Here is a 17,458-nt window from a genome sequence, read left to right on the forward strand (position 1 = left end):
ATTTGCCCGCAACCTAGCCGCCTGCCCGGCCATCGCAAGGGCAATTGCCCTCAGTCGATCCTAGCGCGCCGACAAAAGCGCAGCCCCGGCGCATTCGGCCTTTCGTTCGGGCAGCAATGGACGCAATCTGCGCCCATGCGCCTGCTCATTTCCTTCGCCGCCCTGTTCTTCTCGGTCATCCTTTTGCAACTCTCCACCGGGGGTGTGGGGCCAATCGACGTGCTGTCAGGCGCGCAGCTTGGGTTCAGCCGTCAGGAAATCGGTATGCTCGGCTCGGCGCATTTTCTGGGGTTCTTCATCGGCTGCTGGTGGGCGCCCCGGCTGATGGGCAGCGTCGGCCACAGCCGCGCCTTTGCCGCTTTCACCGCTGCCGGGTCGATCGGTCTGATGGCGCATATGATGGTCGTGGACCCCTATGCATGGGGGCTGATGCGGGTCGCCTCGGGCATGTGCGTGGCGGGCTGCTATACGGTGATCGAGGCATGGATGCAGGCCAAGGTCACCAATGAGACGCGCGGGCGCACCATGGGCATCTACCGGGTGGTGGACATGAGCGGCTCTCTCGCCGCGCAGTTGATCGTGGGCGTGCTCGCCCCGGCGTCTTACGTCTCTTACAATTTGCTGGCCATCGGCTGCTGCGCCGCCCTCTTGCCGCTGACGCTGACCAAAGTCCGCCCGCCCGACACACCGAGCCAGCCGCGCCTGCGCCCCCGCCTTGCCTTTGACCGCTCGCCGCTGGCGGCGGCGGGGGTCATCGTGGCCGCCGTCTCAAGCGCGTCTTTCCGGATGGTCGGGCCGATCTACGGCCAAGAAGTCGGCCTCAGCGCGCCGCAAATCGCGTGGTTCCTTGCCGCCTTCGTGCTGGGCGGTGCGCTGGCGCAATATCCCATGGGGATGCTGGCCGATAAGTTCGACCGCCGCTGGGTTCTGATTTGGCTTTCGGTCGCTGCGATGGGCGGCTGTGCGGTCACCGTGATGGGCGCGGGCTATGGCACGGCGGGGATCATGCTCTCCGCCGGGCTCTTTGGCGCCACGACCTTTCCGATCTATTCGGTCTCTGCCGCCCATGCCCATGACTTTGCCAGTTCCGACGAACGGGTGGAGCTTTCCGCCGCCCTGATGTTCTTTTTCGCTCTGGGTGCCATCGGCGCGCCCTATCTCGCCTCGGTTCTGATCGACAATTTCGGCGCGGCGGCGCTTTTTGCGATGATCGCGGCGGCGCATGGGGGGCTGGTGGTCTTTGGCCTTGCCCGGATGCGCGCGCGGCCCACCTTGGCCAAGCGAACGCCCTACGTCTACGCACCACGGACCAGCTTTCTCATCGGGCGGCTCTTGGGCCGCGCACGGGACCGCGACTGACCGGTCCCGTCTTTTGCTGGAACTGGCGTAGCCCTTGCGATAAGGCTGCGCCAAGCACGGGAATATAGATATGACACGCCACCTCATCACCTCCGCCATCCCCTATATCAACGGGATCAAACATCTGGGTAACCTCGTGGGCAGCCAGCTGCCTGCGGACCTCTACGCGCGCTACCTGCGGGGCCGGGGGCAGGATGTTCTGTTCCTCTGCGCCACGGACGAGCACGGCACCCCCGCCGAGCTTGCCGCCGCGAAAGCGGGCAAACCGGTCGATGAATATTGCGCCGAGATGTATGAAACACAGGCCCGTATCGCCGAAGGCTTCGGCCTGTCCTTCGATCACTTTGGCCGCTCGTCCAGCCCGCAGAACCGCAAGCTCACCCAGCATTTTGCCGGTGCTCTGGCGGATCAAGGGCTGATCGAGGAAGTCTCCCAACGGCAGATTTACTCGCCGACCGACGGGCGTTTCCTGCCCGACCGCTATGTCGAGGGCACCTGCCCCAACTGCGGGTTCGAGGATGCGCGCGGCGATCAATGCGACAATTGCACCAAGCAGCTTGACCCCGAAGATCTGATCAACCCGCGTTCGACCATCTCGGGCGCCACCGATCTGGAGATGCGCGAGACCAAGCACCTGTTTTTGAAGCAAAGCCAACTCAAGGACGAACTCGACGCCTGGATCGACAGCAAGACCGATTGGCCCGTGCTGACCACCTCCATCGCCAAGAAATGGCTGCATGACGGCGACGGGCTACAAGATCGCGGCATCACCCGCGACCTGAGTTGGGGCGTGCCGGTGAAACGCGGCGATCAGGACTGGCCGGGGATGGAAGGCAAGGTCTTCTACGTCTGGTTCGACGCCCCCATCGAATACATCGCCTGCGCGCAGGAATGGGTCGATGCGGGCAAGGGCACCGATTGGGAAAGCTGGTGGCGCACCGACAAGGGCGCCGAAGACGTGCGCTATACCCAGTTCATGGGCAAGGACAATGTCCCCTTCCACACCCTGAGCTTCCCCGCCACAATCAAGGGGTCCGGCGAGCCGTGGAAGCTGGTGGATTACATCAAGTCCTTCAATTACCTCAATTATGACGGCGGTCAGTTCTCCACCTCGCGCGGGCGCGGCGTCTTCATGGATCAGGCGTTGGAGATCCTACCGGCGGATTACTGGCGCTGGTGGCTCCTAAGCCACGCGCCCGAGACCTCGGATGCCGAATTCACTTGGGAAAATTTCCAAGCCTCGGTGAACAAGGACTTGGCCGACGTGCTGGGCAATTTCGTCAGCCGGATCACCAAGTTCTGCCGCTCCAAATTCGGCGAAGCGGTGCCCGAGGCCGGTGAATACGGCGAGGCGGAACAGGCGCTTATCGAAGACATCACCGCCCGCGTCGCCCGTTACGAGACGCTGATGGAGGCGATGGAGGTTCGCAAATCCGCCGCCGAACTGCGCGGCATCTGGGCTGCGGGCAACGAATATCTGCAAGCCCAAGCGCCTTGGACCACCTTCAAGACCGACCCCGACCGCGCGGCGGCGCAGGTGCGGCTGGCGTTGAACCTGATCCCGCTCTATGCCGTGCTTTCCGCACCCTTCATCCCCACGGCCTCGGCCTCGATGCTGGCGGCGATGAAGGTCGACGACATGCCGTGGCCCGACGATGTGCCCACGGCCTTGGGCAAGCTTGCCCCCGGCCACGGCTTTGAAGTGCCCGAGGTGCTTTTTGCCAAGATCAGCGATGAGGACCGCGAAAGCTGGGCCGAACGCTTCGCCGGTAAGCGCGACTGATCAGAAATGTAGGAACGGCGGCGCGCGGTCATGCGCCGCTGTTTCGTTCTACGGCAGAAGCGCTCGGCTAACCGCCCCGCGCCCGCTTTACGTCTGGCACCGCGCGCACCGGTCCCACGCCATTCGCCGCCGCCTCCACACCCCGAAACCGGACGCCATGCCCCCGCCCCTCGGGATCCCGCGCCGCGGTGAGCCATCCGTGGACAATCCGGGCCGTCTCCTCCCCCGGGTGCATCTGAAAGCCGCCCTGCGGCGTCTGCCCCGCAAGCGCCTGCGCCCAAAGCGTGTCGATCTCTGCCCCATCGCAAAGCCGCGGCCCGAACAGTTCGCCGATATGCTGCCCGATCAGACAATCCCCCAGCCCATAGGTAACCCCGCAGGCCGCCTCATTGGCGTGGCAAACGCGCCCATCGGGGGAAAAAACCACCTCGATTTCGACCATATCGGCTTTGACGGGGGACAGGATGGCGTCACCCGCCGCCCCCTTCCCGCCCGCGGGGCCAAGAGAGGGCACAAGCGCCCCGCGAAGCCCCGCCTTGGGCAGCCCGCCATCTAGGTTCTGCCTAAACATGCGCCGCTCTGCCGCGAATACGATGGAGATGAGCGGAAGTTGCCCCGAGGTAAGCCTGCCCTCATGGCGGGCGGTATCTTCCCCGGACAGGCGCGCCATCTCACGCCGTTTGCCACGCCCAAAAACGCGACGCAGCGGTGCAAAGGTCAGCATCCGCGCACCATAGCCGCGCAGGCGAAAAGCCTTTTGCTGCAGATGGTTGAGCCATCTCACACCCTTCCCAAATCCCGCCATACGCCTGTCTCTGCCTCATCCTGTCCCACTGCCGACTTGGCGCAGGATTAGTGGCAAGGTCTTACGACCGAGTTAAAAAATGTAGGCACAGTGTGAACTTGCGAGAGCCTTATTTTGGCCCTATTCCGACAGCTATTAACCAAGTGTTAATATCAGATAGGATAAAGATGTTCCGGGTCGCCCATACAATTCACCACGATCACGACCTCGGACTTGTGCTGCTTGCAGCGCTGCTTTGTATCTTCGGCAGTTGGGTGGTGTCGCGGCTCTATAAGCATGTGCTTGAACAGCCCCGCCCACAGGCGCTGATCTGGTGCTATCTGACTGCGATGACGGCGGGGGTGACGATCTGGTGCACCCATTTCATCGCGATCCTTGCCTATCAGCTCGACGCGCCGGCGACCTTCCAATTCACGCTCACCTTCCTGTCGCTGATCATCGCCATCGTCGGCTCGATCCTGGGTGTCGTCATCGCGGGGCTGCTGAAATCCCGGCGGGCCACGGTTCTGGGCGGGACGATCTTTGGATTGGCGATTTCGGCCATGCATTATACCGGCATGGTCGCCTATCGCGTGCAGGGCACGATCCATTGGGACATGGGCTATCTGACCGCCTCCGTCATCATCGCGGTCGTGCTTGCGACCCTCGCGCTTGCCGCGGCGGGCCGTGGGGGCAAGGGCAGCGTGCTGTGGATGACGGCGCTTTTGGCGCAGGCGATCAACCTGCTCCATTTCACCGGCATGGCCGCCTTTCAGGTTACCCCGCTGGCCGCGCAGCCGCTTTACGTCAATCCGGTCGAGTACAAGTTGATCGCGCTGATCATCGCCGGGACCGCCGCCATCATCGCGCTGGCCGCGCTCTTTAGCTATGTGGTCGAAAACCGCACCCGCAACGAAAGCGTCGAGGAACTGCGTCAGGCCCGCGATGCCGCCGAAAGCGCCAGCCGGGCAAAGTCGGAATTCATGAGCGTGCTGAGCCACGAATTGCGCACCCCGCTGACCATCGTGATCGGCTACGCCAGTTTCATGTCGGAACTCAAACGCCACAACCTTGCCAAGCTCGGCCCGGATGAGAAACCGCAGTCCGAACATTTCACCAAGATGGGCGATCAGGCGGAACTCTACGGCCAGCGCATCAAATTCGCGGGCGGGCAATTGTTGACCATTATCAACGATATCCTCGACTATACGAATATGGAGTTGAACGACCTCGCGCTCGACAAGACCGCCTTCGAGACCCGCGCGCTTTTGGAAGAGGTCGTCGAAGCGCACCACGGTTCCGCGCATGACAAGACCGCCACGCTGCATATCGACACCCCACCGCTAACCGTCACCGCCGACCGCCGCCGCAGCCTCCAATTGCTGGGCCATATCGTCGGCAACGCGCTGAAATTCTCCAAGGCGCGGGACATCTACCTGCGCGCCCGCCCACAGGCGGGCGGGTTCGTTTTCGAGGTCGAGGACAATGGCGTCGGCATCGCCGCGCAGGATCTCGACCGCATTTTCGAGGCTTTCACCCAGATCGAAGACGCCGATGACCGCGCCGAAGGCGGCACCGGGCTGGGCCTCGCGATCTGCAAGAAGCTGGCCCTCGCCCATGGCGGTGACATCACGGTCAAAAGCACGCTCGGTCAGGGCACGACCTTTACCGTCTTCATCCCCGGGGCCACGCAAGTGGTAACGCCTGCGAGGCTGGCGAAAGCAAGCTAAGTCTTTGAAAAGCTGGTGCGGGCGGTGGGACTCGAACCCACACGGGGCTACGCCCCAACAGATTTTAAGTCTGGTATGTCTACCATTCCATCACGCCCGCATCGGGGCGCACAATAAGCATCACGCGGGCGGTGTAAATGGGCGAATGGCCCTAGCCTCAAGGTTCAGGGGCTAAGGTTCTGTGGCTGCGGTTTAGGCCGTATCGGCGAGCATGGTTTCCTTCACCGCCTCCATCGCCACATAGGTCGAGGTGCTGGCCACATGCGGCAGGGTTGAGATGACCTCCCCCAGAAAGCGGCGATATTCCGACATGTTCCGCGTGCGCACCTTGATCAGATAGTCGAAATGGCTCGCGATCATATGGGCCTGTTCGATCTCTGGCACCTTGGCCACGGCGAGGTTGAAGGCCCGCAAGGCCGCCTCGCGTGTGTCATTCAGGCGCACCTCGACAAAGGCGACATGATCCAGCCCCAGCCGGATCGGGTCCAACAAGGCGCGATAGCCGAGGATCACGCCGCTTTCCTCCAACCGGCGCAGCCGCGCTTGGGTGGGGGATTTCGACAGGCCGATGCGTCGGGCAAGATCGGTGATGCTGATGCGCCCATCCTCGGCCAACACCGAGAGAATCGCACTGTCAAACCGGTCCAGATTGAAAAGCTCATTTGACATGCCGCCCCCTCTTCTTCAGTCATAACGACTATCGTGACGTCTACATTAAGTCGATTAGCCTTCTCAACATGCGGTATTCTGGTCCAAACATCAACTGGAGCTTGCCATGGCCCTCGATCACGCCCCCGCCCTTCGCCAAACCATCGACGCGCGCACCTATGCCGAGCCTGACGCGCTGCTGACCGAACTTAAAGCGCAGGCCGATCTGTCGCCCGGGGACCGCGCCAAGATCACCGCCGATGCGGCGGGATTGGTGCGTGACATCCGTGGCACCTCGGCCCCCGGCATGATGGAGGTCTTCCTCGCCGAATATGGCCTCAGCACCGAAGAGGGCGTGGCGCTCATGTGTCTGGCCGAGGCGCTGTTGCGCGTGCCGGATGCCGAGACCATCGACGCGCTGATCGAGGACAAGATCGCACCTTCCGATTGGGGCCGCCACATGGGGCATTCGACCTCGAGCCTCGTTAACGCCTCCACATGGGCACTGATGCTGACGGGCCGCGTGCTCGACGACGACCAGCCCGGCCCGGTGCGCCACCTGCGCGCGGCGATCAAACGTCTGGGGGAGCCGGTGATCCGCACCGCCGTCAGCCGCGCGATGCGTGAGATGGGCCGCCAGTTCGTGCTGGGCGAGGACATTCAGGCGGCGATGAAACGCGCCCGCGGCATGGAAAAGAAGGGCTTCACCTATAGCTACGACATGCTGGGCGAAGCCGCGCGGACAGAGGCGGATGCGAAACGCTATCACCTCAGCTACTCCCGCGCGATCTCGGCCATCGCCGATGCCTGCACCCATGACGACATCCGCAAGAACCCGGGCATCTCGGTCAAGCTTTCGGCCCTGCACCCGCGCTACGAGTTGGCGCAGGAGGAGGCCGTGATGCGCGATCTGGTGCCGCGCCTGCGGGCGCTGGCGCTTCTGGCGAAATCGGCTGGCATGGGGCTCAACATCGACGCCGAGGAGGCCGACCGCCTCGCGCTCTCGCTTGAGGTCATCGACACGGTGATGGGCGAGCCCGCCTTGGCCGGTTGGGACGGTTTCGGCGTGGTCGTGCAGGCCTATGGCCCGCGCGCCGGGGTGGTGATCGACACGCTCTACGACATGGCGCAGCGCCACGACCGCCGCATCATGGTGCGGCTGGTCAAGGGCGCCTATTGGGACACCGAGATCAAGCGCGCGCAGGTCGAGGGGATCGACGGTTTCCCGGTCTTCACCCGCAAGGCGGCCACGGATGTGAGCTACATCGCCAATGCCCGCAAACTTCTGGGCATGACCGACCGCATCTACCCGCAGTTCGCCACCCATAACGCCCATACCGTCGCCGCCGTGCTGCATATGGCCGAAGACCCCGAGGCCTACGAGTTCCAGCGCCTGCACGGCATGGGTGAGACGCTGCATGACATCGTCAAGCGCAAGCACGGCACCCGCTGCCGCATCTACGCGCCCGTCGGCGCGCACCGCGATCTGCTGGCCTATCTCGTCCGGCGTCTTTTGGAGAACGGCGCGAACTCCAGCTTCGTGAACCAGATCGTCGACGAGGACGTACCGCCCGAGGTCGTGGCCGCCGATCCCTTCGACCAGTTGCAGGACGCGATCCCGACGATCCCGAAAGGCCCGGAAGTCTTCCAGTCGCAACGCGCCAATGCGCGGGGCTTCGATCTGGCGCACACCCCGACCCTCGCCGCCATCGAGGAGGCCCGCGCCCCCTTTGCCGAGGCGACATGGGAAGCCGCACCGCTGCTGGCCGGCAAGGCCGCGCCCGAGGCTCCCCAACCGGTCGCCAACCCCACCGGCAAGGCCTCTCCCGGTACCGTGCGCCCGGCCTCGGAGGCCGACGTGGCCACGGCGCTTGACCATGCTGCCCCTTGGGACGCCTCGCTCAACACCCGCCGCGCCACGCTTCTGCGCGCCGCCGACATGTTCGAGGACCGCTTTGGCGAGATTTTCGCCCTGCTCGCCCGCGAGGCCGGCAAGGGCCTGCCCGACTGCGTCGCCGAGTTGCGTGAGGCGGTGGACTTCCTGCGCTACTACGCCGCACAGGCGACCAACGAGCCGCCCGCGGGCCTCTTCACCTGCATCTCGCCGTGGAACTTCCCGCTGGCGATCTTCTGCGGGCAGGTCACCGCGGCGCTGGCGGCGGGCAACGCGGTGCTCGCCAAACCGGCCGAGCAGACCCCGCTGATCGCCCATCTGGCGGTCAAGGTGCTGCACGAGGCCGGCGTGCCGCGCGCAGCCTTGCAACTGCTGCCCGGCGGCGGCGAGGTGGGGGCTGCGCTTACCGGCGATGCCCGCGTGAACGGCGTGGCCTTCACCGGCTCCACCGCCACCGCCCTGCGCATCCGCGCCAACATGGCCGAGCATTGCGCCCCCGGCACGCCCCTGATTGCCGAGACCGGCGGCTTGAACGCAATGATCGTCGACAGCACCGCCCTGCCCGAACAGGCCGTGCAGGCGATCGTCGAAAGCGCCTTCCAGTCCGCGGGCCAGCGCTGCTCGGCGGTGCGCTGCCTCTACGTGCAGGAGGATATCGCCGAGGACCTGATCACCATGCTCAAGGGCGCGATGCAGGCGCTGCGCATGGGCGATCCGTGGCATCTCTCGACCGACGTCGGCCCGGTGATCGACGCGGCCGCGCGCAAGACCATTCTGGAGCATATCGAGACCGCCCGCGCCGAAGGCCGGCTGATCGCGGAACTGAAAGCCCCCGAGACCGGCACTTTCGTCGGCCCGGCGATCCTGCGGGTGGGCGGCATCGCCGACATGAAGCGCGAGATCTTCGGCCCCGTGCTGCATGTGGCGACCTTCAAGAGCCATGAACTCGACGATGTGATCGACGCGATCAACGCCACCGGCTACGGGCTCACCTTCGGTCTGCACACGCGGATCGACGACCGGGTGCAGCATGTCTCGGAGCGGATCGAGGCGGGCAATATCTACGTCAATCGCAACCAGATCGGCGCCATCGTCGGCAGCCAGCCCTTCGGCGGCGAGGGGCTCTCGGGCACCGGGCCGAAGGCGGGCGGGCCGAACTATCTGCCCCGCTTCGCGGCGCCCGACCATCAGGAGGCCGCGGGCACATGGGACAACGCGCAGCAAAGCCTGCCCGACCTCCCCGCGCATCCCTCCACCGTGCTTGAAACCCAGTCGATGCCCGGGCCGACCGGCGAGAGCAACCGCCTCTCCACTCTGCCCCGGCCCGCGCTTCTCTGCATGGGACCGGGGGCCGAGGCGGCTACGGCGCAGGCCAAGGCCGTGCGCGCCCTCGGCGGTGTCGCGGTCGAGGCCACAGGCCGGATCGCCCCCGACGCGCTCACCACCGGCCCGGCCTATGGCGGCGTGCTCTGGTGGGGCGATGAGGAGACGGCGCGGCAGATCGACAAGGCGCTGGCGGCCCGCGAGGGGGCGATCATCCCGCTGCTGCGCGGCAAGCCCGACACCGCGCGCGTGCGCGCCGAGCGGCATGTCTGTGTTGACACCACCGCCTCGGGCGGCAATGCACAGCTCTTGGGGATGATGGCCTGAACGGGCCGCACAATTAGGGGGAGCGCCATGCTGACGAACCGCGATATCGAAGAACTGACGCAGTTTCGCCGGGCGCTCCACCAATATCCCGAGGTTTCGGGCGAGGAGGTCGAGACCGCCCGGACCATCGCGGCGGAGTTGGAGAAACTTGCCCCTACCCGCATCCTCACCGGTCTTGGCGGGCATGGTGTAGCGGCGGTCTTCGACAGCGGCATCCCCGGCCCTACGGTGCTCTTCCGCGCGGAACTCGACGCCCTGCCGATCCCCGAGGAACATGACATTCCTTGGGTCTCTAAGGTGCCGGGCAAGTCCCACGTCTGCGGCCACGACGGCCATATGACCATGCTCTTGGCGCTCGGACGGATGATCGCGCGCCGCCCCGTTGCGAAAGGCCGCGTGGTGCTGATGTTCCAGCCCGCCGAAGAGGACGGCAGCGGCGCGCGGGCGGTGGTGAACGACCCTACCTATGCCCAGATCGCCGCCGGTTATGCCTTTGCCATTCACGTCGAGCCGGGCCGCCCCTTTGGCCATGTCGACACCGCGCCCGCGCTGATCAACTGCGCCTCAAAAGGCATCTCCGTCACCCTGCACGGCAAGACCGCCCATGCCGCCACCCCCGAAGACGGCACCTCCCCCGCCCTTGCACTGGCCGAGTTGATCCCGGTGCTGCAGGCGCTCGGCCCCGGCGGGACGCTTAACGATGACTTCCGTCTCATCACCCTCACCCATCTGCGCATGGGCGAGCCGACCTTTGGCGTCGCCCCGGGCGAAGCCGCGCTTTACGCCACCCTGCGCAGCACCCGCGACGCGGCGCTGGCCGAGATCGAAGCGGCCCTGCGCGCCGAAGTCGCCCGCGTGACCGAGGCCCATGGCCTGACGGCAGCTTTCGCAGAATCCGACCATTTCGCCGCCTCCATCAACCACCCCGAAGCTTACGCGATCGCCGCCGCGGCGATGGACGCGCTCGGTGTGTCGCATGGGCAGAAAAACCTGCCGATGCGCGCTTCCGAGGATTTCGGCCTGTTCGGGCGCGATGCCAAGGCCGCGATGCTCTGCCTCGGCCCCGGCGAGGGCTATGCCGCCCTGCACAATCCCGATTACGATTTTCCCGATGATCTGATCCCCGTAGGTGCCGGTATTTTTGAGCGGATCGCGCGGGATTTGCTCGGTTCTGCTTGACAGAAGCCCCCGCGGGCGCAGCTAAGGTCATGACGACCCCCCGCGCCGCTTGACGCTGCGGACGACTTGGCAAAGGCTGGCCCGCATGTTCCCGATCCGTGATCACAACCCCTCGGGCCGAACGCCCTTTGTCACCTATGGGCTGATGGCGCTCAACATCGGGGTGTTCCTGTCGTCCCTGTCGCTGATGGCGGATGAGCGCGCCTTGGCCGAGTTTTACTACAGCTACGCCCTGCTGCCCGCGCGGCTGAGCCATGGGGAGGGGTATTTCGGCCTCATAACCTCGCAATTCCTGCATGGCGGCTGGATGCATCTGGCGGGTAACATGCTGTTTCTATGGATATTCGGCGACAATGTCGAGGATGAGATGGGCCATGGGCGCTATTTGCTGTTCTACTTTGCCTGTGGCATCGCCGCCGGACTGGGCCAAGTCGTGACTGAGCCGCTGTCATGGGTGCCCATGGTCGGCGCCTCGGGCGCGATTGCGGGGGTGATGGGGGGCTACCTGCTGCTTTTTCCGCGCGCCAAGGTCGATATTCTGGTGATCTTCATCGTGTTCTTCCGCATCTTCGCGATCCCGGCTTGGATCATGTTGGGCCTGTGGTTCGCCATGCAGTTCATCGGCGGGATCGGCGCCACGCCGGGCAGCGGCGGGGTGGCCTATTGGGCCCATGCGGGCGGGTTCATCGCGGGGCTGTTGCTGACCCTGCCGCTCTGGCTGCGGCGGGGCGGTTTCGCCTTTTGGCGGCAGACCCACGGCCTTCCGCCCCATGCCGCCGCCGATTATGACCTGAGCGAAAGCCGCATTCCGAAAGTGAGACGCAGATGACCGAAACCTCCGAAACCCGCCGCGACTCTTGCCACTGTGGGGCCGTGGTGATCGAGGCGCTGTTCCCGCGTGGTCTGGCCTCGGCCGCGCGTTGCACCTGTACCTTTTGCCGCCGCCGCGCTGCCGCTACCGCCACGGCACTGGCCGAGACGGTGACCGTGTTGAAAGGGGCCGGGAACCTCACGCTCTACACTTGGGGCACCCATACCGCACAGCACTATTTCTGTAAGACCTGTGGCATCTATACCCACCACCGCCGCCGCTCGAACCCTGATGAATGCGGTGTGAACCTTGGTGCGATCGAAGGGGTCTTGCCTTGGGAGATGGAGCCGCTGCCCTATAGCGATGGCATCAACCACCCTTCGGACCGCGACCCCGGTTAAAGACTGGAGATCACGCCCTGCATCCGGGCCAGCAGCCCCGGTTGCGGCGCGGCTTGTTCGCGGCGCTGGTCCACGCTTTCATGCAGCCGCTCGGACGGATCCGCGCCCACCAGCCGGCGGCGGCGGGTCACCAGCATCTTGCCATAGCCGCGCCAACGCCCGATGGAGGGGGCAGCGGGGTCTTGATCGAACCGCGTGGCCCAGCCTGCGGGCAGTGGCAGGCCGCTTTCCTCCATCCGAGACAGCAGCCAGACCAGCGGGATATTGGCCAAGGGGCGCGCGGCCTCATGCCCGCCCAACTGGCCCCCCACGTCGCCATGGGTGCCGGGGAACCAGACCTGCTCAAGCCGCCCGTCATAGCCCTCGGGCGTGGTCCATAGCACCGGGGCATAGGCGACGCGGGTCTCGTTCAGGGCCAGCGCCTGAAAGCCGTTCTTCACGTTGCGGCTCAGGTCGTGGTTGTGGAACATATGCAGCGGCTGCGAGAACCGCCAGAACAGCGGCGCGTTGAGGCCCAGCGATTTGACCGTATCCCAAACGCCAATCGCCTCGATTTCGACCTCGGGGTGGCAATTGGCGCGGGCAAAGAGGTCGCCCGCCTTGCTCAGGTGATGCGCCTCGTAATGGCGGTAGACATCGCGGATGTTACGCTCTGTCGCCACCTCGGCACGCAGAAGCCCCACCCGGTCGATCACCCCGGCGAGGGAGCGCACCGCATAGCCGCCGCGCGAATAGCCCATCAGGAAAATCCGATCTCCGGGCCGGTAGCGCGAGGCGAGATAGCCATAGGCGCGGCGGATTTGCCGGTTGATCCCACGGCCCAAGATCACATCCCGAGCGCTGCGCCAATCGCGCCATTGCAGCCCCGGCTCGTAATAGATCGACAGGGCGCTGCCCATCTCGCGGCAAAGGCCATAGGCAATGCCCGCGTTGGTCTCGCGCCCCAGATCGAGCGAAGACATGGTCCCATCGAGGATGATGACATGGGTCACCGCCCCCCGGCGCGGGCCGAAATCGCTTTCAGGCCGCCGCCAGAACCGCCCGAAAAGCCGTTGGAACAGGGTTTTACTCGGCTGCGATTGCGGCACCTTGCAGCATCTCCCAGACCCGGTGCGGGGTGAACGGCATATCCGCCTGCCGCACGCCGCGTTCCCACAGGGCATCCTGCACCGCATTCGACACCGCCGCCAAGGCGCCGACGGTGCCCGCCTCCCCGCAGCCCTTCATGCCCATGGCATTGGCGGTTGAGGGGACTGGTTCGGATGTGAAAGAGATCATCGGCAGGTCGGCGGCGCGGGGCATGGCGTAGTCCATAAAGGTGGCGGTCAGAAGCTGTCCATCCTCGTCATAGACCACCCGCTCCTGCACCGCTTGGCCGATGCCCTGCGCCACCCCGCCATGGACCTGCCCTTCGGCCAGCATCGGGTTGATCAGATTACCGAAATCATCGACCACCGTGTATCGGTCGAGCGTCACCACCCCGGTCTCGGGGTCGATCACCACCTCGGCCACATGCGCCCCGTTGGGATAGCTGCGCCCCGGCAGGCTGGCGCGTTCGTGATGGCTCAGCAGATCATCCCGCCCCTTGGCGCGGGCCATTTCGGCCACCTCCAGCATGGTCGGGCTGATGTTCGACCCTTCCGCGCGAAATCGTTCGTCGTCAAAGGTGATATCCGCAGCGGCGACGCCCAACTCTTCGGCCAGAAAGCCGGTGAAGACTTCGGTGATCTTCGCCACAGTCGCCAAGGTCGCCGTGTTCTGCGTGGTGACCGAGCGCGAGCCGCCGGTGCCGCCGCCTTTCTTGATCAGATCGCTGTCGCCCTGCACCACGTCGATCCGCTCGGCGGGGATGCCGGTCTGGTCCGAGAGGAACTGCGCATAGACCGTCTCATGCCCCTGCCCATTGCTTTGGGTGCCGACATAGATCGTCACCCGGCCATCGCCCTCGAAAACCACCTTGGCCCCTTCGGAGGGATCGCCCAGAATGCTTTCGATATAGTAACCCAGCCCCTGCCCGCGCAGCAGGCCGCGCTTGGCATCTTCCGCCCGGCGCGCGGCGAAACCATCGCGTTCGGCCTCCTGCCCCACACGGGCCAGCAGCCGCGCGAAATCGCCCACGTCGTAAAGCTCGCCCGTCGCGGTGGTATAGGGAAATTGCTCTGGCTTGATGAAGTTGATCCGCCGCAACTCCCATGGATCGACGCCCAACTCTCGCGCGGCACGGTCCATCAGCCGCTCCAGCACATAGATCGCCTCGGGCCGACCGGCCCCGCGATAGGCGTCGACCTGCACGGAGTTGGTGTAGAACCCTTCGACATGCAAATAGGTGTCTTGCACGTCATAGACGCCCATCAAGACCTTTGAGAAGAGCTGCGACTGGATCGGCTGGCCGAACTGGCTGTTATAGGCCCCAAGGTTGCAGCGCGTGTCGACGCGGTAGGCGGTGATCTTATGGTTTTCGTCAAAGGCGAACTCGGCCCAGGACACCAGATCACGCCCGCCGTTGTCGGTAAGCATGGCTTCGGTCCGCTCCGACATCCAGCGCACCGGACGGCCCAGCGCCCGCGCGGCTTGGGCCACGCAGAAATACTCCGGGTAGGTCATCGCCTTCATGCCGAAACCGCCGCCGACATCGGGATTGGTCACGCGTACCGCGTCCTGTGGCAGGCCAAAGGCTTTGGTCAGAAACCCCTTATGCGCCCAAACGCCCTGCCCGCCCAGTGCCACATGCAAACGGCCCTCGGTCCATTCGGCATAGCAGCCCCGTGGCTCCATCGAATTGACGATGATCCGGTTATCCCCAACCTCGAGCTTGACGCGATGGGCGGCCTTGGCAAAAGCCGCGTCGACCTTGGCCTCATCGCCCATATGCCAGTCAAAGGCGCGGTTGTCGGGGGCCTCAGCGTGCAGGGTCTCACCGCCCGGGGCAATGTCCATCTTGGCGGGCAGATCGTCGGCATCGAACAAGATCATCTCCGCCGCGTCGCGGGCCTGTTGCAAGCTCTCGGCCACCACCAGCGCCACCGGCTCGCCCACATAACGCACGCGGTCCTTGGCCAGCATCGGGCGGAGCGGCGCCGCCCCTTTGCTGCCATCGCGGTTTTCGACAACCGTATGCGGCAGGGCGATATTCATTCCCGCCGCTTCCAGATCAGCGCAGGTCAGCACCAGATGCACGCCATCCGCCGCGCGGGCATCATCTACGTCCAACTCGGTGATCACCCCATGAGCCACCGGCGCGCGGAAAAAGACGCCATGCAGCGCCTCGCCGGGGGCGATATCATCGACATAGCGGCCTGCACCGGTCAGAAAGCGGTGGTCTTCCACCCGTTTGACCGGCTGGCTTTTCCCAAACTTTTCCATCTGACGCCGCCCCTGCTGCCCTGCCTCTTTCAGCGCAACAGTAACGGGCGCGCCGCCAGTGTCCAGAGGCTCAGGCCGCCTTGCGGGTAAGCGCGCCTTCAAGGTTTGAAACCAGCGTCACCCCTGCCAACCCATAGCCGTTAAAGGCGGTCGACATGGCGATGGAATAGGCTCCCATGCCCCCGAACAGGAGGTAATCCCCGGTCTGTGCATCCTCAGGCAGTGGCAGGCCATCGGGCAGACGGTCCAGCGAATCGCAGGTCGGTCCGAAGACCACGCGCGGCTTGGCCGCCCCCTGACGCCGCATGCCATCGGGGCCGATCACATCGACCAATCCCGATAGACCCATATCGCGCAGATCGGGCAACCCACCATAGATGCCGTCGTTGAGAAAGACGGTGCGCCCGTCATTGCGCATCCCCTTGATGCGGGTGGCCAGCACGGCGGCATCGGCCACCATCGCCCGGCCCGGCTCACAAAGCAGCACAGGGGCATCCGCGCCAAAACTCTCATCCAGCGCCGCATTGACGGCGGCGAAGACGGCCCGGTGGTCTGGCGCATCAAATCCACGGTCCACCGCAAAGCCCCCGCCGATGTTCAACCGGTCAATCGAGACATCGGCCATGCGCAGAATATCCGCCGCTGCATTGACATATTGCACCCAAGCCTGCGGATCGTTGCACTGCGTGCCGGGGTGGAAACACATCGACGGCGTGAACCCCATCTCGACCACCGCGCGCAACAGCGCCGCTGCCTCTTCAGGGGCCGCGCCGAATTTCGAGCCGAAGTCATAGGCCGCGCCCTTCACCGGCAAGGCAAAGCGCACTGCCACCTCATTGTCGCGCGGCACATCGCGCAGCTTGGCCAATTCCGACATTTCGTCGACCGACCAGCTATAGACCCCCGCCGCGATCCCGGCCTCCACCTCGGAAGCCGAGCGCACGGGGTTGTTGTAATGCAGCACCGCCTCAGGGCAGACCGCCCGCACCGCAGCCATCTCTGCCGGAGAGGCGACATCGAAGGTGGTGATCCCCGCCGCGACAAGGTTCGACAGTACCTCCGCCCGGTCGTTGGCCTTGACCGCATAGGTCACCAGCCCGTCGAAATCCGCTTGAAACCGCCGCGCGGTCGCTTGCAGCACCGATGGGGCCAGAAACAACACCGGCTTATCGGGGCTGTGTTTGGCCAGATAGGCGGCGGGGTTGTCGGAAAGGGGGGCGATATGCTGCATGGGAGCCTCTTCACTGCTTTTCTCCAATAAAGCGCGAATTTCGGTCGATTCATCGTGTCATACCGCCTAAAGTGACGCAAACTTTGGGCATAGTGACGACATGACAGCACAACTTGACGATACCGACCGCGCTTTGATCGCGGCGCTGCAATCCAACGCCCGCCAGCCGGTGGCCGATCTGGCGCGCGGCCTCGGCCTTGCCCGCACCACCGTGCAGGCCCGGCTGGAACGGCTGGAACGCTGCGGTGCCATCCTTGGCTATACACTGCGTTTGGGGGAAGCCGCCCGTGCGCCGCTGCATGCTACCGCTCTGGTCAATATCGAGCTGCGCGCCGGCCCCGCCGTTTTGGCGCGGCTGCGCAGCCTGCCGGCGGTGCAGGTGGTGCATACCACCTCGGGCCGCTTTGACCTGCTCGTGCAGATCGCGGCCCAGACCACGCAGGAGTTGGACGAGACCCTCGACCGCATCGGCGAGACGCGCGGCGTCAAGGGCAGCGAGAGCCTGATCCACCTGAGCACCAAGATCGACCGCAGCGGCTAAGCCCTGCCCCCGTGCCGCAAGCCCCGGTCAGGGGTCTTTCCCTTACCGCGCCAGAGCGCTAAACGGGGCGCAACAAAAGGGATC

The 17,458-nt window shown here is 65.0% G+C and carries 13 protein-coding genes and 1 tRNA gene; 8 read left to right on the forward strand and 6 right to left on the reverse strand.

Features of this window, described 5'->3' with window-relative positions; all coding sequences use genetic code 11:
• Positions 1-135 precede the first annotated feature (135 nt).
• Both ACGYLC_RS14435 and metG read left to right on the forward strand, forming a co-directional pair.
• On the forward strand, positions 136-1,359 hold the full coding sequence (locus ACGYLC_RS14435; protein WP_394402307.1) for an MFS transporter: 1,224 nt from the start codon (positions 136-138) through the stop codon (positions 1,357-1,359).
• A 70-nt stretch (positions 1,360-1,429) separates the two neighbouring features.
• Positions 1,430-3,142 (forward strand): methionine--tRNA ligase, encoded by a 1,713-nt coding sequence (metG, locus tag ACGYLC_RS14440; RefSeq protein WP_394402310.1) that lies wholly within the window; start codon positions 1,430-1,432, stop codon positions 3,140-3,142.
• Positions 3,143-3,209: 67 nt separating this feature from the next.
• On the opposite strand, the gene ACGYLC_RS14445 is transcribed toward metG, so the two are convergent.
• On the reverse strand, positions 3,210-3,947 hold the full coding sequence (locus ACGYLC_RS14445) for a PAS domain-containing protein (protein WP_394423469.1): 738 nt from the start codon (positions 3,945-3,947) through the stop codon (positions 3,210-3,212).
• A gap of 167 nt (positions 3,948-4,114) precedes the next feature.
• Here ACGYLC_RS14445 and ACGYLC_RS14450 point away from each other — a divergent pair, with 167 nt between their 5' ends.
• Positions 4,115-5,656, forward strand: a complete 1,542-nt coding sequence (locus tag ACGYLC_RS14450) for an MHYT domain-containing protein (RefSeq protein WP_394423471.1) — start codon at positions 4,115-4,117, stop codon at positions 5,654-5,656.
• Between the two features lie 13 nt (positions 5,657-5,669).
• On the opposite strand, the gene ACGYLC_RS14455 is transcribed toward ACGYLC_RS14450, so the two are convergent.
• Positions 5,670-5,756: transfer RNA gene (locus ACGYLC_RS14455), tRNA-Leu, on the reverse strand.
• Between the two features lie 92 nt (positions 5,757-5,848).
• On the reverse strand, positions 5,849-6,325 hold the full coding sequence (locus ACGYLC_RS14460; RefSeq protein WP_067267484.1) for an Lrp/AsnC family transcriptional regulator: 477 nt from the start codon (positions 6,323-6,325) through the stop codon (positions 5,849-5,851).
• Positions 6,326-6,431: 106 nt separating this feature from the next.
• On the opposite strand from ACGYLC_RS14460, the gene putA reads away from it, so the two are divergent.
• The 4 genes from putA (at position 6,432) to ACGYLC_RS14480 (ending at position 12,239) form a co-directional block, all read left to right on the forward strand.
• Positions 6,432-9,848 (forward strand): bifunctional proline dehydrogenase/L-glutamate gamma-semialdehyde dehydrogenase PutA, encoded by a 3,417-nt coding sequence (gene putA / locus ACGYLC_RS14465; protein ID WP_394423473.1) that lies wholly within the window; start codon positions 6,432-6,434, stop codon positions 9,846-9,848.
• 27 nt (positions 9,849-9,875) lie between these two features.
• Positions 9,876-11,027 carry an amidohydrolase gene (locus tag ACGYLC_RS14470; RefSeq protein WP_394423474.1) on the forward strand — a complete coding sequence of 384 codons (1,152 nt, stop codon included), beginning with the start codon at positions 9,876-9,878 and terminating at the stop codon, positions 11,025-11,027.
• An 85-nt stretch (positions 11,028-11,112) separates the two neighbouring features.
• Complete coding sequence (locus tag ACGYLC_RS14475; protein ID WP_394423476.1) at positions 11,113-11,856, forward strand: rhomboid family intramembrane serine protease; 744 nt, start codon at positions 11,113-11,115, stop codon at positions 11,854-11,856.
• Positions 11,853-12,239, forward strand: a complete 387-nt coding sequence (locus ACGYLC_RS14480) for a GFA family protein (RefSeq protein ID WP_394423477.1) — start codon at positions 11,853-11,855, stop codon at positions 12,237-12,239. The genes ACGYLC_RS14475 and ACGYLC_RS14480 overlap by 4 nt, the downstream gene beginning before the upstream one ends.
• Here the strand turns inward: ACGYLC_RS14480 and ACGYLC_RS14485 are convergent.
• From ACGYLC_RS14485 to ACGYLC_RS14495, 3 genes are all read right to left on the reverse strand, one after another.
• Entirely contained in the window at positions 12,236-13,327 is a 1,092-nt protein-coding gene (locus tag ACGYLC_RS14485; protein WP_394423479.1) for a DUF2235 domain-containing protein, read from the reverse strand. The two genes, ACGYLC_RS14480 and ACGYLC_RS14485, sit on opposite strands and share 4 nt — an antisense overlap.
• Positions 13,305-15,602 (reverse strand): xanthine dehydrogenase family protein molybdopterin-binding subunit, encoded by a 2,298-nt coding sequence (locus ACGYLC_RS14490; protein ID WP_394423481.1) that lies wholly within the window; start codon positions 15,600-15,602, stop codon positions 13,305-13,307. The genes ACGYLC_RS14485 and ACGYLC_RS14490 overlap by 23 nt, the downstream gene beginning before the upstream one ends.
• 70 nt (positions 15,603-15,672) lie before the next feature.
• Positions 15,673-16,833: a type III PLP-dependent enzyme gene (locus ACGYLC_RS14495; RefSeq protein ID WP_394423483.1), complete on the reverse strand. Its 1,161-nt coding sequence runs from the start codon at positions 16,831-16,833 to the stop codon at positions 15,673-15,675.
• Between the two features lie 100 nt (positions 16,834-16,933).
• Here ACGYLC_RS14495 and ACGYLC_RS14500 point away from each other — a divergent pair, with 100 nt between their 5' ends.
• Positions 16,934-17,374, forward strand: coding sequence for an Lrp/AsnC family transcriptional regulator (locus ACGYLC_RS14500; protein WP_209219353.1), 441 nt, complete (start codon positions 16,934-16,936; stop codon positions 17,372-17,374).
• The last annotated feature ends 84 nt before the right edge of the window (positions 17,375-17,458 follow it).

Source organism: Sulfitobacter sp. 1A12157, from assembly GCF_043557345.1.
Classification (GTDB): domain Bacteria; phylum Pseudomonadota; class Alphaproteobacteria; order Rhodobacterales; family Rhodobacteraceae; genus Sulfitobacter.

What these genes read in the sequence shown, in the direction of transcription:
- ACGYLC_RS14495 (WP_394423483.1), bottom strand. Translation starts at nt 16,833, where the DNA reads ATGCAGCATATCGCCCCCCTTTCCGACAACCCCGCCGCCTATCTGGCC.
- ACGYLC_RS14460 (WP_067267484.1), bottom strand. Translation starts at nt 6,325, where the DNA reads ATGTCAAATGAGCTTTTCAATCTGGACCGGTTTGACAGTGCGATTCTC.
- ACGYLC_RS14435 (WP_394402307.1), top strand. Translation starts at nt 136, where the DNA reads ATGCGCCTGCTCATTTCCTTCGCCGCCCTGTTCTTCTCGGTCATCCTT.
- ACGYLC_RS14475 (WP_394423476.1), top strand. Translation starts at nt 11,113, where the DNA reads ATGTTCCCGATCCGTGATCACAACCCCTCGGGCCGAACGCCCTTTGTC.
- putA (WP_394423473.1), top strand. Translation starts at nt 6,432, where the DNA reads ATGGCCCTCGATCACGCCCCCGCCCTTCGCCAAACCATCGACGCGCGC.
- ACGYLC_RS14490 (WP_394423481.1), bottom strand. Translation starts at nt 15,602, where the DNA reads ATGGAAAAGTTTGGGAAAAGCCAGCCGGTCAAACGGGTGGAAGACCAC.
- ACGYLC_RS14445 (WP_394423469.1), bottom strand. Translation starts at nt 3,947, where the DNA reads ATGGCGGGATTTGGGAAGGGTGTGAGATGGCTCAACCATCTGCAGCAA.
- ACGYLC_RS14470 (WP_394423474.1), top strand. Translation starts at nt 9,876, where the DNA reads ATGCTGACGAACCGCGATATCGAAGAACTGACGCAGTTTCGCCGGGCG.
- ACGYLC_RS14480 (WP_394423477.1), top strand. Translation starts at nt 11,853, where the DNA reads ATGACCGAAACCTCCGAAACCCGCCGCGACTCTTGCCACTGTGGGGCC.
- ACGYLC_RS14450 (WP_394423471.1), top strand. Translation starts at nt 4,115, where the DNA reads ATGTTCCGGGTCGCCCATACAATTCACCACGATCACGACCTCGGACTT.
- metG (WP_394402310.1), top strand. Translation starts at nt 1,430, where the DNA reads ATGACACGCCACCTCATCACCTCCGCCATCCCCTATATCAACGGGATC.
- ACGYLC_RS14500 (WP_209219353.1), top strand. Translation starts at nt 16,934, where the DNA reads ATGACAGCACAACTTGACGATACCGACCGCGCTTTGATCGCGGCGCTG.